This window comes from Methylocapsa sp. S129, from assembly GCF_009765995.1.
Taxonomy (GTDB): domain Bacteria; phylum Pseudomonadota; class Alphaproteobacteria; order Rhizobiales; family Beijerinckiaceae; genus Roseiarcus.
In genome coordinates this window covers 310,744-326,541 of sequence record NZ_LMUI01000020.1, presented here as the reverse complement: position 1 = coordinate 326,541, position 15,798 = coordinate 310,744, and the positions used below count along the sequence as shown (strand labels likewise).

General features: G+C 62.1%; 17 protein-coding genes and 1 pseudogene. 7 read left to right on the top strand and 11 right to left on the bottom strand.

What is annotated here, in order from left to right; all coding sequences use genetic code 11:
* Positions 1-151 precede the first annotated feature (151 nt).
* From GSQ90_RS14200 to GSQ90_RS14170, 7 genes are all read right to left on the bottom strand, one after another.
* A complete protein-coding gene (locus tag GSQ90_RS14200) occupies positions 152-1,633 on the bottom strand; it encodes an ABC transporter substrate-binding protein (protein WP_158815475.1) in 1,482 nt (493 codons plus the stop codon).
* Between the two features lie 296 nt (positions 1,634-1,929).
* Entirely contained in the window at positions 1,930-2,466 is a 537-nt protein-coding gene (locus GSQ90_RS14195; RefSeq protein ID WP_158815474.1) for a DUF2852 domain-containing protein, read from the bottom strand.
* Between the two features lie 145 nt (positions 2,467-2,611).
* Entirely contained in the window at positions 2,612-3,583 is a 972-nt protein-coding gene (locus GSQ90_RS14190) for an ABC transporter ATP-binding protein (RefSeq protein ID WP_158815473.1), read from the bottom strand.
* Positions 3,580-4,554: an ABC transporter ATP-binding protein gene (locus GSQ90_RS14185; protein WP_158815472.1), complete on the bottom strand. Its 975-nt coding sequence runs from the start codon at positions 4,552-4,554 to the stop codon at positions 3,580-3,582. The genes GSQ90_RS14190 and GSQ90_RS14185 overlap by 4 nt, the downstream gene beginning before the upstream one ends.
* Before the next feature lie 2 nt (positions 4,555-4,556).
* Positions 4,557-5,399, bottom strand: coding sequence for an ABC transporter permease (locus GSQ90_RS14180; RefSeq protein ID WP_158815471.1), 843 nt, complete (start codon positions 5,397-5,399; stop codon positions 4,557-4,559).
* Complete coding sequence (locus tag GSQ90_RS14175; protein WP_158815542.1) at positions 5,396-6,346, bottom strand: ABC transporter permease; 951 nt, start codon at positions 6,344-6,346, stop codon at positions 5,396-5,398. Before GSQ90_RS14175 ends, GSQ90_RS14180 begins: the two co-directional genes overlap by 4 nt.
* Before the next feature lie 148 nt (positions 6,347-6,494).
* Positions 6,495-7,832 (bottom strand): aspartate aminotransferase family protein, encoded by a 1,338-nt coding sequence (locus GSQ90_RS14170; RefSeq protein ID WP_158815470.1) that lies wholly within the window; start codon positions 7,830-7,832, stop codon positions 6,495-6,497.
* Positions 7,833-7,945: 113 nt separating this feature from the next.
* On the opposite strand from GSQ90_RS14170, the gene GSQ90_RS14165 reads away from it, so the two are divergent.
* The 7 genes from GSQ90_RS14165 (at position 7,946) to GSQ90_RS14135 (ending at position 13,707) form a co-directional block, all read left to right on the top strand.
* A complete protein-coding gene (locus tag GSQ90_RS14165) occupies positions 7,946-8,509 on the top strand; it encodes a cupin domain-containing protein (protein ID WP_158815469.1) in 564 nt (187 codons plus the stop codon).
* Positions 8,510-8,723: 214 nt separating this feature from the next.
* Positions 8,724-9,884: a cell wall hydrolase gene (locus GSQ90_RS14160; RefSeq protein WP_158815468.1), complete on the top strand. Its 1,161-nt coding sequence runs from the start codon at positions 8,724-8,726 to the stop codon at positions 9,882-9,884.
* 175 nt (positions 9,885-10,059) lie between these two features.
* Positions 10,060-10,851, top strand: a complete 792-nt coding sequence (gene pcaD, locus GSQ90_RS14155; RefSeq protein WP_158815467.1) for a 3-oxoadipate enol-lactonase — start codon at positions 10,060-10,062, stop codon at positions 10,849-10,851.
* Positions 10,852-10,886: 35 nt separating this feature from the next.
* Positions 10,887-11,249, top strand: a complete 363-nt coding sequence (gene pcaC / locus GSQ90_RS14150; protein ID WP_246731606.1) for a 4-carboxymuconolactone decarboxylase — start codon at positions 10,887-10,889, stop codon at positions 11,247-11,249.
* Between the two features lie 33 nt (positions 11,250-11,282).
* Positions 11,283-12,008, top strand: coding sequence for a protocatechuate 3,4-dioxygenase subunit beta (pcaH, locus tag GSQ90_RS14145; RefSeq protein WP_158815465.1), 726 nt, complete (start codon positions 11,283-11,285; stop codon positions 12,006-12,008).
* Positions 12,008-12,637: a protocatechuate 3,4-dioxygenase subunit alpha gene (gene pcaG, locus GSQ90_RS14140; protein WP_158815464.1), complete on the top strand. Its 630-nt coding sequence runs from the start codon at positions 12,008-12,010 to the stop codon at positions 12,635-12,637. The genes pcaH and pcaG overlap by 1 nt, the downstream gene beginning before the upstream one ends.
* An 11-nt stretch (positions 12,638-12,648) precedes the next feature.
* Entirely contained in the window at positions 12,649-13,707 is a 1,059-nt protein-coding gene (locus GSQ90_RS14135; RefSeq protein WP_158815463.1) for a 3-carboxy-cis,cis-muconate cycloisomerase, read from the top strand.
* Positions 13,708-13,770: 63 nt separating this feature from the next.
* Here GSQ90_RS14135 and GSQ90_RS14130 read toward each other — a convergent pair whose 3' ends face one another.
* From GSQ90_RS14130 to GSQ90_RS14115, 4 genes and pseudogenes are all read right to left on the bottom strand, one after another.
* Entirely contained in the window at positions 13,771-14,070 is a 300-nt protein-coding gene (locus GSQ90_RS14130) for an addiction module antidote protein (RefSeq protein WP_158815541.1), read from the bottom strand.
* A 2-nt stretch (positions 14,071-14,072) separates the two neighbouring features.
* Positions 14,073-14,367, bottom strand: a pseudogene (locus tag GSQ90_RS14125) (type II toxin-antitoxin system RelE/ParE family toxin).
* 106 nt (positions 14,368-14,473) lie between these two features.
* The gene (locus GSQ90_RS14120; protein ID WP_158815462.1) at positions 14,474-14,992 is read right to left on the bottom strand and encodes a dihydrofolate reductase; all 519 of its coding nucleotides are present in this window, start codon (positions 14,990-14,992) and stop codon (positions 14,474-14,476) included.
* Complete coding sequence (locus GSQ90_RS14115) at positions 14,989-15,780, bottom strand: thymidylate synthase (protein ID WP_158815461.1); 792 nt, start codon at positions 15,778-15,780, stop codon at positions 14,989-14,991. The genes GSQ90_RS14120 and GSQ90_RS14115 overlap by 4 nt, the downstream gene beginning before the upstream one ends.
* Positions 15,781-15,798 lie beyond the last annotated feature (18 nt).

Sequence of the window (15,798 nt, the reverse complement as noted above, 5' to 3'; positions counted from 1 at the left end):
TCCAAAGTCTGCGCGAAGCCAGGCCTCGCCGCGATCACAAATTCAAGACGGCAAAGGCTCGCGCCCGCGCCTGTCCCGAGAGTTCGGGAGGAAGCGCGAGCATCACCGCTTCGCCAGTCTCAGCAAGGCATAGCGAGGCATAGCGAGGCGATTATTTCCAGGACATCGCGGAAAGGTCATTGGCGAAGATAGGCGCGTCTTTCCACAAGCCGTTCAACTTCGCATCAGCGACAGTTGGGTTCGGCAGTTGAAACAGGAACGCGTTGACGCTGTCGTCGGCCAGTTTGCGTTCAGCGTCGGCCATATTCTTCTTGTAGGTCTCAAGGTCCGGCGCGGCGTTGAGCTTGGCGATGATGTCGCGAAAATCCTTATTGTCATATTGAAAATAATAGTCGGGATTGGCGTAGATGCCGATGTCGAGCGGCTCGACATGACTGATGATCGTCAGGTCGAAATTCTTTTCCTTGTAGACGCCAGATAGCCATTGCGCCCATTCGACATTTTCAATTTTCGCCTCGATGCCGACTTCCGCCAGTTGCGCCGCGATGATCTCGCCGCCCTTGCGCGCATAGGCGGGTGGAGGAAGGATGAGTGAAAGCTGGAGCGGCGTCGTGACGCTCGCCTCTTTCAACAGAGCCTTGGCCTTGGCTGGGTCATGCGGATATTCGCCGGTCAGATCGACATAGCCAGGATCGTTCGGCGTCAAATGGCTGCCGATTGGCGTCCCAAGACCACTCATCGCGCCGTCAATGATCGCCTTACGGTCGATCGCATAGGCAATGGCGCGACGAACCCGCACATCATCGAGGGGTTTCTTCTTATTGTTGATCGAAAGGATTGTCTTGCCCTCGGTGCCGCCGACCATCACCTGGAAGCGCGGATCGCTCTGAAATTGCGCAAGGCTGTCCACGCCCTGAAAGCGCGGAAAGGCGTCGACGTCTCCGGCAAGCAACGCCGCAACGCCCGCAGAGGGATCGCTGATGATGCGGAATGTCGCCTTCTTGATCGCGATCTTCGCAGCGTCGCGGTATCCGTCCCATTTCTCCAGCGTGATCGAGGAGCCCTTCGACCAGTTGGCAAGCTTGTAAGGCCCGGTGCCGACAGGATTGGTCGCATTGGCGGCGACGTTCTTAGGATCAACGATCACCGCGGTATTCATGCCCAAGTGATACAAAGCGTCAAAGCTGGGCTGTTTGAACTTCAGCGACACAGTCGCGGGATCGGAAGCGTCAATCGCTTCGATCGAAGCAAAGAACGCCTTTTCCTTGTTGGTGGAATCTGCCGCGGCGGCCCGTTCGAACGAGAATTTCACATCCTTCGAAGTGAAGGTCTCGCCATCCTGGAAATGAACATCCTTGCGCAGCTTGAACGTCAGCGTCTTCGAATCCGGCGAAAGGCTCCAGCTTTCCGCGAGCAGCGGCGTCACCGTGAAATCGCTATTGATCTTCGTGAGCCCTTCAAAAATATTGTAATGCGTGATCTCTCCGATCGCCGCCGCCGCACCCGCCGTTGGATCCAGACCCGGCGGCTCGAGAACCATCCCGATCGTTACGCTATCCTTGGGCGCAGCGAGCGCGCCAAAGGCGAGCATAGCAGCGCTCGCGGCGACGATGACGCGAAGAGTATGATGCATTTCAGCTCCTTGCCGCTCGGCGGCGGCTTGAATTTACAGAGCTATAGCAACCCGAAGAAGCGCGGCGCGTCAAGCGCGGCGCGTGGCAGATCGGGACAATCGCCGCGCGATGCGAAAGATTTTCGCCAATCAGAATTCGACGCTGAATTTCATTCTGTGCGAACGCCAACTTCGCCGGCCGGATCGGGGCCGCATTCCGCGTAGCGCCAGTCTTTTGCAAAAAAAAAACCGCAGCGCCCAAGAGGAGCGCTGCGGTCGTTGCGTATGTGCGGAAAATAAAGTTGACCGAGCGAGCGTTAAGCGGACGGCCCCTGGCCGGGCGCGCCGTCAGCCGGGCGATTGCGACGCTCGTTCATAAAGCGCTCGAACTCCTCACGATCCTTCGACCGCCTGATATTGTCGACGAAAGCTGCGAATTCGCGATGCGCTTCCTGCAGCTTGCGACGCTCTTCCTCAAGCCTGGCGATCTCCGCCGATTTCCAATCGTCAAACGCGGAATTGCCTGTCGAAGACGAATGGAAGCCTTGGAAACCACCACGTCGACCCTGCCACGGGCCGCTCGACATCGCGCTGCGCGCCTCGCGCCATTTTTCCTGGGCGACGGTTTGCAGATCGCCGGAATAACCGGCTTTGCGCTGCCACAGTTTGAAGCCGAGGATCGCCAATCCGATCGGCCAAAACACAATGAAGCCAAGAACCATCGCGACGATTTCGAACAGCGACCAGCGACTTGCCCCGCAACCGCGGCCGCGCCATGACGCGCCCGCCCAATCGCGCGGACCAAAGTCCTGCGCCCCGCCCGAACCGCCAACAGCACCCTGTATCGTGCTCATGAAGAGCCTCCGTAAAATGAACACGCCTCGCCCTGAAGCGAAAGCAATGTAACGCTCATTTACATCGGGTAGTCAACGTGACGCCGCAAGAGGGAGAAGCGGAATTATTTGCAGACCGCCCGCTAAGGAGTAGCAAGCCATTGATTCACAACGGAAAATGACATGCCACATGGCGTCCGTCGACGAGCGGGCGCAGCGCGGGCGCTTCCTCGCGGCACTTTGATTGGGCGAAGGCGCAGCGCGAGGCATAGGCGCAGCCCGTTTTTGGGCCCGGCGAATCGGACGCCGGCGCGGGCGCGCGGCGCCGCGCCGTCTGAAGTTTCGGCGCGGCGTCGATAAGCGCGCGGGTATAAGGGTGCGCCGGCGATGCAAGCAAAATTTCGCTCGGCCCTGTTTCGACAAAGCGGCCGCGATACATCACAGCGATCTCGTCGCAGATGTGTTCGACGACGGCCAGATCATGACTGATGAGCAGATAGGTGATTCCGAATTGCTGCTGCAAATCGGTCATCAGGTTAAGCACCTGCGCCTGAATGGAAACATCGAGCGCGGACACGGGCTCATCGGCGACGACGAGCCTCGGCCGCGTAATCAGCGCGCGCGCGATGGCGACGCGCTGACGCTGGCCGCCCGAGAATTCATGCGGATATTTGCGCGCGTCGGTCGCGCTCAACCCCACGGCTTGCAACGCCTCGGCGATGCGGGCGGCTCCGTCGGCGCGTGAGATTCCATCGAGACAGGCAAGCGGCTCGCCGACAATGCGCGCAACCGTCTGGCGCGGGTCGAGCGAGCCATAGGGATCCTGGAAGATCATCTGCATATGCGCGCGCATTTTGCGCAACGCCGCGCGCGGCGCCAGATTCATCGCCGAACCCATCAGGCGCGCTTGCCCTGAGGTCGGCCATTCCAACGCGATCGCCGCGCGGGCGAGCGTCGATTTTCCAGAACCGGATTCGCCGACAATGCCGAAAGATCGCCCCGCGGTCACCCGGAAGCTGACGCCATCGACCGCGCGCAATTGCGGCCTTGGTCCGAACAGGCGCTCACGCGGCAAGCGGTAGGTCTTGACGAGGTCGGCAATCTCAAGGAGCGGCGCGCCACCCTGTTGTTCGCTCATGCCGCGCGTTCCGCAGCGTCGATCCTGATGCAGCGCGCCATATGGTCGCCCCCCAGCATGACCGGAGCCGGAAGCGCCTCGCCGCAGGCCGCGATGGTCAGCGGACATCGCCCCGCGAAGGGACAACCCTTCGGCATGGCGCCGGCCGACGGCGCAGCGCCGGCGATCGCCTGCAGCCGTTCGCCGCGCCGCGCGCCGACGCGAGGGCGCGCCTGCAGCAACGCTTTGGTATAGGGATGGGCCGGCCGCGCAAGAACATCGTCCGTGCGACCGCTTTCCATCGCCATGCCGCCGTACATCACCAGGACGCGCTCGCAATTCTGAGCGATGACCGCCAGATCGTGGCTGACCAGAATCAACGCCATATCGGATTGCGCGCCAAGATCGGCGATGAGATCGAGAATCTGCGCCTGCACGGTGACGTCAAGCGCCGTGGTCGGCTCGTCCGCGATAATCAGCCGCGGCGCGCAGCCAAGCGCCATCGCGATCATCGCCCTCTGACGCTGGCCGCCTGAGAGTTGATGCGGATAGGCGCGCGCGCGCCGGACGGGATCGGGCAGACCCACACGCTCCAGAAGCCTCACCGCCTCCGCATGCGCCGCGGCGTTCGACAGGCCGCGATGCAGGATCAACGGCTCGGCGATCTGCCGCCCAATCGAATGGAGCGGATTAAGCGCCGTCATCGGTTCCTGAAAGATCATCGCGACGCGGTCGCCGCGTAAATCCCGCATCTGCGCTTCGTTCAGCTTCAAAAGATCGCGCCCTTCGAAGAGAATGGCGCCCGAAGTCGTCGCGCCATCGGGAAGCAGGCCCATCAGCGCCAGCGCCGTCATCGTCTTGCCCGAGCCGGATTCGCCTACAATGCCGAGCGTCTGGCCGTGATCCAGCGCGAACGACGCCGAACGCACGATGCGCCGCACGCCGCCGGAAGTCGGCAGGTCGACACTGAGTTCGGCGACTTCGAGCAGCATTTTCAGCGCCTCGCCCGCAGGCGTGGATCAAGCAGATCGCGCAGACCGTCGCCTAAAAGATTGAGACCCAGCACCGCCATGGCGATGGCGACGCCGGGAAAAACCGCGAGGCGCGGCGCCAAAAACATGAACTGCTGCGCGTCGCTCAACATGCGTCCCCAGGAGGCCTGCGGCGGTTGCGCGCCAAGGCCGAGATAAGACAAAGCCGCCTCGGCGAGAATAGCGATGGCGAATTGGATGGTCGCCTGCACGATCAGAGCGGGGGCGACATTGGGCAACACATGTTCGAGCGCGATGGCGACCGGACCTTTTCCGGCCGCCCGGGCGGCCATGGCATAGTCGCGAGCTAGGACGCCATTGCCCAGCGCGCGCGTCACTTTGGCGAAGATCGGAACGTTGGCGACGCCAATCGCCAGGATGGCGTTGACGACGCCAGCCCCCAGCACTGCGGTGAGCATGATCGCGAGCAACAGAGCGGGAAACGCGAAAGTGAAATCGCAAAGATTCATGATGACGTCTTCGACGACGCCCCCCACGGAAGCTGCGACGAGACCGAGCGCGACGCCGAAAACAAGGCCGATGCCAACCGCGATGATTCCCACAAGAATCGATATGCGCGCGCCGGCCAGGAGTTGCGAAACGACATCGTGCCCCAGCGAATCGGTGCCGAGCCAATGGGCGAACGAGGGCTCCAGCAGCTTATGCGGCACGTCGATGGCGGCCGGCGGATAGGGCGTCCAGACGAGCGACAAAGCGGCGGCGGCGATAAGCGCCGCGACAAGAATGGCGCCCAGCACAAACCCGCCATTACGCCGCGCGCGCGCGAAAAAGCGATCGTCGCTCATGCCGCGCGCCTGCGCAACCGCGGATCGATCGCCGCGCAGGCGATGTCGACGAAGAAATTCACGCCGATGACAATGGCCACCAGCAGCATCACGCAATCTTCCACCACCAGCAGATCGCGATTGGCGATCGACTGAAACACCAGCCGCCCGAGCCCTGGCAAAGTGAAGACATATTCGACGACAATCGCGCCCGCGATGAGATTGGCGAATTGCAGCCCCATAATCGTCAGGATCGGCGTCAACGCATTGGGCAAAGCGTGGCGCCAGAGAGTTGCGCGCCTTGAGAGACCTTTGGCGCGCGCGGTGCGGATGAAATCCTCATTCAGCACGTCAAGCAGCGCTGAGCGCGTCACGCGCGTGAGGACCGCCGCCTGCACCAGACCTAAAGCGAGCGCGGGCAAGATCAACGCGCCGAGCGCGCGGCCAAGCCCCGCTTCCCAGCCGGGAAAGCCGCCCGAAGGCGCGAGACGCCAATGCACGGCGAAGACGAGAACAAGCAGAATGGCGAACCAGAAATTAGGCACAGCCAAACCGATCTGACTGGCGGCCATCACCGCGACATCGCCGCTTTTGCCGCGCCGCTGCGCGGCGAAGACGCCGGCGGCGAGGGCGACGGCGGTCGTGATCAGCATGGCGAGGAGCGCCAATGGCGCGCTGACCGCCAGCCGCTCCGCGATCAACGGCCCTATCGGCGAATCATAGGCGTAGGAGAGGCCGAAGTCGCCGCGCAAGACGCCGCCGATCCAGGCGGCGTAGCGCACGATGACGCCCTGATCGAGTCCGAGTTTATGCGCGAGCGCGGCCACGGTCTCAGGCGTCGCGCTCGCCCCGAGCATCACCTGCGCGGCGTTGCCGGGAAGAATCTCAAGCACGCCGAAGACGACGATCGAGGCGAAGGCCAGGGTCGCCAGCAACAGAATGAACCGCTGAAAAAGATAAAGACCCATCTCGTCCGTCGGCGTCCAATTCAAATCCATCGTCATGGCCGGGCTTGCCCCGGCCATCTCAAGGCGAATGAAGAGCATTCGTCCGCACGCCGTCAGCTTGCCGCGCGCAACACGTTTAGAGCGCGCACGGGCGTCGCGATCGCGTCGTTTACGCGACAGCCTTGATCGTCTGCCCGACCTTATCGACGATCTCGCCGATCTGCTCCTCGCTGATGATCAAGGGCGGCGTCAGTTCGATCGTATCGCCCGAAATGCGGATCATGATGCCCGCTTCGTGAAACGAATGCTCAACCGCCTTATAGCCGCGCGCGCCCGCGCCGCCGCTTGAGGGCGCAAGATCGATCGCTCCGGTCAGGCCAAGGCAGCGGATGTCGAGCACATTGGGCAGGCCCTTCAGGCTCATCAGCCCATCATACCATTTGGGCTCAAGCGTCTTGGCGCGCTCGAACAATTTCTCGTCGCGGTAGACGTCGAGCGAGGCCAGAGCGGCCGCGCAGGCGAGAGGATGGCCCGAATAGGTGTAGCCATGGAACAGCTCGATCGCGTGCTCGGGCCCCTTCATGAACGCGTCGTAGATGTGCTTGCGAACAAGCACGCCGCCCATCGGCACCGTTCCCGAAGTCACGCCCTTGGCGAATGTGATCATATCGGGAATGACGCCGTATCGTTCGGCGGCGAAGGCGGCGCCCAGGCGTCCAAAGCCGGTGATGACTTCGTCGAAAACGAGAAGAATGCCGTATTTGTCGCAGATGGCGCGCAGCTTCTGCAAATAGCCCTTGGGCGGCGGCAGAACGCCCGTCGAGCCCGCCATCGGCTCGACAATCACACAAGCGATGGTCGATGCGTCATGCAGAGCCACGATCCTTTCGAGATCGTCGGCGAGATGCCCGCCCCATTCCGGTTCGCCCTTGGTGAAAGCCTGCTGCTCGCGATTGTAGGTGGCGGGCAGATGATCGACGCCGGCCAGCAGCGAACCAAAGAATTTGCGGTTGTTGACCATACCGCCAACCGAAATACCGCCAAAGCCGACGCCGTGATAGCCGCGCTCGCGACCGATCAACCGCTGGCGCGACCCCTGGCCGAGCACATTATGGTAGGCGATTGCGATCTTCAGCGCGGTGTCGCAGGCCTCGGAGCCGGAATTGGTGAAAAACGCGTGATCGAGATCGCCCGGCGCCATCGCCGTCAGGCGGGCGGCGAGCGCGAAAACCTTGGGATGGGCGAACTGGAACGTCGGCGAAAAGTCGAGTTCTGCAGCCTGCCGCTGAATGGCCTCAACGATCGGGGGGCGATTATGGCCGGCGTTGCAGCACCACAGCGCCGCCGTGGCGTCGAGAATCTCACGCCCTTCGGGCGTATAATAATGCATGTCCTTCGAGCGAGAGATCAATCGCGGCGCCTTTTTAAACGCCCGATTGGGCGTGAAGGGCAGCCAGAAGGCTTCGAGATCATTGGGAACTTCGACCCGCGCCGCGGCTTTGGACATGATCGTCTCCAGTTTCAATAATTCAAAGGAATGATCGGTTTTCTGAACAGTGCCAGCGACGGCGCCGTTTGTCCAATTGCGCGTCTGTTCAATGTGTTCTAAATATTTAACACATGAACACATCCGATCGCGATTCTGAAATTGGCCAGCGGCTTCGTCAACTGCGGCTGCGGCTGGGCCTGTCCCAACGCGAAGTCGGACGGCGCGCCAACGTGTCCAATGCGACGATCTCGATGATCGAGGCTAATCGCGTCAGCCCATCGGTTTCCGCCCTCAAACAGATTTTGTCGGCCCTGGGGGCCGGTCTCGCCGATTTTTTCGCCTCCGCCGAAGACGAACGGGAGCGTGTGATGTTTCGCGCCGGAGAACTCACCGAAATCGCCGGCGGCGCGATCTCCTATCGCCAGGTCGGCGCGAATTTACAGGGTCATGCGTTGCAGATGCTCCACGAGCGCTACAGGCCGGGGGCGCAATCGGGCAAGAAAATGCTCTCGCACCAAGGGGAAGAGGCAGGCCTTGTCATCAAAGGACTTCTCGCGCTGGAAGTCGATGGCCGGCGTTATCAGCTTGGCCCGGGCGACGCCTATTCCTTCGACAGCCGCAAACCCCATTCCTTCCACAATATCGGCGACACGGAGCTCGTGGTGGTGTCGGCCTGCACCCCGCCCAGCTTCTAGCGGTCCGGGATTAGCCCCTCGATGGCTTGAACCATTCCGGGACATGTCGCGCCCTCCTCCGGTAACCCGGGCGCAACGTTAAGCCACGATAAATAAAAACGTTCGAATTGGTCGTGGCGTTTCGGTCGTTGGCTGTCGGACTGGACAAAAGGCGCGTCGCAGGACGGCCCGACAGTGAATGCGCAATGGCAATCAAATCTCGCGTGAGTTGAGTATGGGTCGCTCGCGGTTAGGCTGGGCATGCACGGCGATCGCTCCCTGGTGCCTTGCGCTGGGGCTGGTGGTCTCGATAACGGCGGAGGCCGGTCAGGACCCATCGCTCGGGGTGAGCACCGCATCGCAGGCCCACTCGGACGCTCCCCCTTCGCCAGTGCGCGAAGCCCTGCTTTCGTCAACCGTCCGCCTGCCTGGCGATCTTTTCGACAGAACCGCCGCGGAAAACCTTGGCCGTGAAGCGCGACTGACGCTCGGCTCTCCGGAGGATCTGGACGCGATCGATGACGAAATCGATCCCAAAACCGATCTCAAGCAAGCCAGGAGCAATCCTCCCGAAATCGACCGCTCGCAAAAGGGCGACCCGTTTATCGGATTGCGCCCCGGATTTGACGCCCGCCTCAACCATCACAATACGCCCGGCATAAGACGAGCCGCCGGCGCCGAAGGCGCCGATTTCGATATTCCGGCTGACGATGCGCTCGCAGATCCGCCGTCGACCCCCGCCAATGAGGGGGTTAGCGCCGCGGCGGTCCCGCAAGCCGCGGCGAATGCGACCGATGTCGGCAAAAGCTTTGACGACGGCGCGACGCCAAGCCTGCCGCTCGACGTCGCGCTGAACTCCTCGACCCCGACGCCAAACGACGGCGTGCGAATCGTCGTCGCCGCCAAAGGCGCGCCTGAGACGACGGTGGCCCCCAAGACTGCCGCTGGCGGAAAGCCCGATTACGCCTCGCTCATCGATCCCAAAGATTCGACGCGTCAGATGCAATGTCTCGCCGAGGCGATCTATTTCGAGGCGCGCAGCGAACCCGAGGACGGGCAGGCAGCGGTCGCCCAGGTGGTGCTCAACCGCGTGCGCAGCGGTATTTTTCCCGCCAATATCTGCGGCGTCGTCTATCAGGATCGCAACCGCCCCTTCGCCTGCCAGTTCTCTTTCGCTTGCGAAGGCAAATCCCTGCGCATCGAAGAGCCGGGTCCCTGGGCTGTCGCGGTCCGCATCGCCAACGATGTCGCCAGCGGCGCTGCTTATAATCCTCAGGTCGCAGACGCGGTGAACTACCACGCCAATTACGTGATGCCCTATTGGGCGCACACCCTCCAGCGCGTCGACCGCATCGGCCATCACATCTTCTACAGATTGCGCATTGGCCAAAACTGAAGAAAGTTGAGACGCTGCGGCCGCACGGCCTGGGCACAGGCAGACCGGCCCGTTCCGACGCGCCAGTTACGGCTTGATCTCCACCGACGACCTTCGATATTGATCCTTTCTGCGGCTATTTGTCATGGATCGCGACGTCTCGCTAGAGATTAGCGTCGATCCAGGAGGAGCGGCTATGGCCTTTGTGCGCGCGAATGGCGGCGTGATTCACTATTCCGACGAAGGGCCGAAGGCTGCCCGACCGATTGTTTTCATCAATTCGCTGGGCACGGATTTTCGCATCTGGGACGAAGTGGTCAAACCGCTGGCGCAAGATGCGCGGATCATTCGTCACGACAAGCGCGGCCATGGCCTGTCCGAACATCATGCCGGCAAGGCCTCAATCGCCGATTTCGCGACCGACCTCGCCGCGTTGCTCGACGGCCTGCATGTGCGCCAGGCGACGATCGTCGGCCTGTCGATCGGCGGCATGATCGCGCAAGAACTCTATCGTTTGCGCCCTGATCTCGTGGCGTCGCTGGTTCTCTGCGACACCGGCCATCGCATTGGTACGTTGGAAATGTGGGCGACGCGGATCGCCGCGGTCGAGGCAGGCGGCCTTGAATCGATCGCCGACGGCGTGATGCAGCGCTGGTTCACTAAGGATTATCACCTCAATTGCGCCGATGCCTTGGCGGGCTGGCGGATGATGCTCACGCGAACGCCGCAACAGGGTTACCTGGCCGCTTGCGGCGCGATACGCGATGCGGATTTGACGCAGGGCGCCAAAGCGATCCGCGCGCGGACGCTCTGCGTCGTCGGCGACCAGGATGGATCGACGCCTGTCGAACTGGTGCGCGAATTGGCCAGCCTCATCCCCGCGGCGAGATTAGAGATCATCGCCGGCTCGGGCCATATTCCTTGCGTCGAAAAGCCGGATGTCCTGCGCAGCCTGATCGAGGCGCATTTGAAGGAAGTTTCGCCGTGAAGGATTCTGAAAAGAATGCGCGCTTCGAAGCGGGAATGGCGACGCGCCGTTCCGTGCTGGGCGATGCGCATGTGGACCGCGCCAGCGCGGCGATGACGCCGTTCGACGAGCCGTTCCAGACGTTCATCACCGAAGGCGCCTGGGGCTCGGTCTGGTCGCGCCCTCATTTGACCAAGCGCGAGCGCTCCATCGTCACGCTGGCGCTGCTCGCCGCGCTCGGCCATGACGAGGAAGTGGCGATGCATACCCGCGCTACCGTCAATACCGGCGCGACGCCAGAAGATGTCCGTGAGGCGCTGCTGCATGTCGCGGTCTATGCCGGCGTGCCGGCCGCCAACCAAGCGTTCAAGATCGTCAAGAAGACCTATGCCGAAATGGCAGGGGAAGCGAAGAAATAGCGGGCGCGCTCGCAAGGCGGAGACGAAGCGAAAATGACCGATCAAGGTTCATTCTATCAGCGCGACCGCGGCTGGCATCCGCCGCCCTTCACGCCGCATTACAAGACTTCGGTGCTGCGTTCGCCCCAACGCGCTTTGCTCTCGCTCGAAAACACGATTTCCGAAATGACGGGCCCCGTTTTTGGGCATGGCGTGCTCGGCGAATATGACAACGACCTTATCCGCAATTGGGCCAAGACGGGCGATCCCGTCGGCCCGCGCATCATCGTCTATGGCCGCGTGCTCGACGAAAACGGCCACGGCGTTTCCGGCGCGCTGCTCGAATTCTGGCAGGCCAATGCGGGCGGCCGTTACCGTCACAAGAAGGAGCTTTACGTCGCGGCGCTCGATCCCAATTTTGGCGGCTGCGGGCGCACGATCACCGACGATCAAGGACGCTATTGCCTGCGCACCATCAAGCCGGGCCCCTATCCCTGGCCCAACCGCGTCAATGATTGGCGCCCCGCCCATATCCACTTCTCGATCTTTGGCCACGCCTTCGCACAAAGGTTGATCACACAGATGTATTTCGAGGGCGATCCGATGATCTGGCAATGCCCGATCGTCATGGGAATTCCCGACAGGAACGCGATAGAGACTTTGGTCGCCGCGCTCGACCGCGAAAATTCGATCCATATGGATGCGCTCGCCTATAAGTTCGACATTGTGCTGCGCGGGCGCCGCTCCACTTTGTTCGAGAACCGGACGGAGGGGAACTGATGGTCCAAAGCCTCAACCGCCTGAAGGAATCGCCCTCGCAAACCGCCGGGCCCTACATCCATATCGGCGCGACCCCTAATCATTCCGGCATCGAGATCTACGGCAACGGCGGCGACCTCGGTAGAACGCTTGTCGGCCCTGACGCCAAGGGCGAGCGCATCGTCATCAAGGGCCATGTCATCGACGGCGGCGGCGCGCCGCTGAAAGACGCGCTGGTCGAAATCTGGCAGGCCGATTCCGCCGGCCTCCACAACAGCCCGCAGGAAAAGCGCGGCAAGGCCGATCCGGCCTTCGCGGGCTGGGGACGCCAGCCGACTGACGGCGTCACCGGCGAATACCGCTTCGAGACGATCAAGCCTGGCCGGGTTCCCTTTGTCGACGGCCGCCTGATGGCGCCGCACGTCACCTTCTGGATCGTCGCGCGCGGCATCAATGTCGGGCTGCATACGCGGATGTATTTTTCCGACGAGGCGGCGGCCAATACGGAATGTCCAGTGCTCGCCCGCGTCGAACATCGCGATCGTGTCGCAACCTTGATTGCCGCGCGTGGCGAAGAGGGAGGCCGGGCAGTCTACATCTTCGACATTCACCTGCAGGGCGAGCAAGAGACGATTTTCTTCGACATTTAACGTCAGGCCTCATGACAGTTTCAGCTTTCGATAGCCCGGCGCTTTCGGCCCTGCTCGGCGATGAAGAAGTCGCGGGCTATTTTTCCGTCGAGGCCGATATTCGCGCGATGCTCGCTTTCGAGGGCGCGCTCGCCAAGGCGCAGGCGTCGGTCGACCTCATTCCGATGGAAGCCGCTGCGCATATCGCCGCCGTCTGCGACACCTTCGCGCCGGATGTCGCGAGCCTCGCCAAAGGCGCGGCGCAGGATGGGGTGGTCGCCCCGATGCTGGTCAAACTGCTGCGCGCCAAAGTCGGCGCGCCGCATGAAGCCCATGTTCATCGCGGCGCGACCAGCCAGGACATCATCGACACCAGCCTTATCTTGCGGCTGAAGCCCGTGCTGGCGCTGCTGGAAGCGCGGTTGCTCTTGCTGGTCGCGTCGTTGCGCGCCCTGGAGACGAGTCAGGGTGCGATCAAACTGATGGGCCGCACGCGCATGCAACGCGCGCTGCCGATCCATGTCGACGACAAGCTGCGCGGCTGGCGCGATCCGCTCGAGCGGCACATTGCGCGCCTCGGCGAATTGCGGCCGCGGCTGCTGCGCGTCCAGTTTGGCGGGGCCGTGGGCCTGCGCGGCGATCTGGACGGCAAAGGCGAGGCGATCGCCGCCGAGCTGGCGCGGCTGTTGCAGCTTGGCGCGGGGCCGTGCTGGCATGTCGAGCGCGACGCGCTCGCCGAATTGGCGTCCTGGTCGTCGCTGGTTACAGGTTCGCTCGGCAAGATCGGCGCGGATGTCGCGTTGATGGCCCAGAACGAAATCGGCGAGGTCAAACTGGCGGAAGGCGGCGGCTCTTCGGCAATGCCGCATAAATCAAACCCGGTGCGCGCGGAAGTCCTCGTCACGCTCGCGCGTTTCAACGCCGCTTTGCTCGGCGCGCAGCACCAGACGCTGGTGCATGAGAACGAACGCTCGGGCGCGGCCTGGACCCTCGAATGGCTCGTGCTGCCGCAGATGATCGTCGCGACCGCGGCGGCGCTGCGTCATGCGACGGCGCTGTGCGGGGGACTGAGGTTTGTTGAGAAAGAATAAGGGCCACTTACAATCGTCCGATCGTCATTAGGAGCGGAGTGTTCAGTGACGGCGTCGAGTCGATCACGGATTCGCGTTGCCTATAGGGCTTGCCGTCAACCGCAGCCCCAGCGCTTTCATAACGCCGATGACCGTGGCGAATTCCGGATTCCCCTCGGAACTCAATGCGCGATAGAGACTCTCGCGCGAAAGATTGGTTTCGCTGGCGATCTGGCTCATCCCCTTCGCCCGCGCGACAATGCCCAGCGCATCGGCGATGAAGGAAACGTCGCCTGTCGCCAAAGCTTCGCTCATATAGGCGGCGATGGCCTTGTCATCATCGAGGTATTCTGCGGGATCAAAAGGGCGGGTGCGGACAACCATCTTCATTCCTTCAACTCTGTCGCCAACCGCTTCGCCGCGGCGATATCTCGGACCTGCGAGTTCTTGTCGCCGCCGCATAGCAGAATGATCAGCATCTCGCCGCGCCTTACGAAATAGACTCGGTATCCTGGGCCGTGATGAATGCGCAATTCCGACACGCCTTCACCCACTGGCCTTGAGTCGCCTGCATTGCCAAAGGCAAGCCTGCGGACACGGGCTGCGATCCGAGCGCGGGTCAGAGTCGCGCAACTTGCGCATCCAATCAGAGAACGTCGCTGTTTCGCGGATTTCGATCACACGAATCTGTAGTCCATAAGCTACATAGAAACAAGCCTCTTTGTGGGCAAGTCCTGTGAAGAAGAGCGGGACCGCCTCGACCCCGCCGTCGCAGCGGTTGCCAGCACTATGGCTCGCGTCTCACATAATCAACATACGTGAACTCAGCCTCATCACGCTCCCCTCGCGCGCCACGCTCCCGTTTGACTTCGCGCCAACGCGCCGGATCAATCGTGGGGAAATGCACGTCGCCTTGCGGGGCGAGGTCGACTTCGGTGATGAAGAGCCGATCGGCGCGATCGATCGTCTGGCGATAAATTTCGCCGCCGCCCGCTATGATAATTTCATCCACGCTCATCTCGCGAGCGATCTCTTCGGCCAGCGACAACGCCGCTTCGATATCATGCGCCACGCGCGCGCCAGGCAGGTCAAAGCCGCCGTCGCGCGTCACGATGATCGTCTCCCGCCCCGGCAACAGCCGCCCGATGGACTCGAAATTCTTGCGGCCTGTGACGAACGGCTTGCCCCAGGTGAGCGCGCGGAACCGCTTCATGTCGGTCGAGAGTTTCCAGATCAATCGATTGTCGGCGCCGATCACGCCATTGCGCGCAACGGCAGCGACAAGGGCGATCGCGGCCCGGCTCATACCGCTATCGGCGCCTTGATCGCCGGCCACGCATCATAGCCTTCAAAGGCGATGTCCTCGTATTTCACATCGAACAGGGACGCTGAAGGGTTGAGCTTCAGCCGCGGCAGCGCCTTCGGCGTTCGCGTCAATTGCTCGCGCGCCTGATCGATATGGTTGAGATAGAGATGCGCGTCGCCGAGCGTATGCACGAAATCGCCGACGCCGAGGCCGGTCTCTTGCGCGATCAGATGGGTCAGCAGCGCATAACTCGCAATATTGAACGGCACGCCGAGAAAGAGATCGGCCGAGCGCTGATAGAGCTGGCAGGAAAGCCGACCATTAGCGACGTAAAACTGGAACAGGCAATGGCAGGGCGCCAGCTTCATCCGGTCGATGTCGCCCACGTTCCAGGCCGAGACTATGAGGCGGCGCGAATTGGGATTGCGCTTGATCTCTTTAAGGAGCCAGGCGATCTGATCATGAACGCGGCCGTCCGCACCCTCCCAGGCGCGCCATTGCTGGCCATAGATCGGGCCAAGCTCGCCCTTTTCGTCCGCCCATTCGTCCCAGATACGCACGCCATTGGCCTGGAGATAGGCGACATTGGTGTCGCCCTTCAGGAACCAGATCAGTTCGTGGACGATCGATTTGAGATGCAGCCGCTTGGTGGTGACAAGCGGAAAGCCTTCGTTGAGGTCGAAGCGGATTTGCCGACCAAACAAGGATTTGACGCCCGTGCCCGTCCGGTCGCCCTTCGCGGCGCCGGTATTGAGCGCTTCATCCAGAAGATCGAGATAGGCGCGCATATGGCAAGTCCCGTCAGG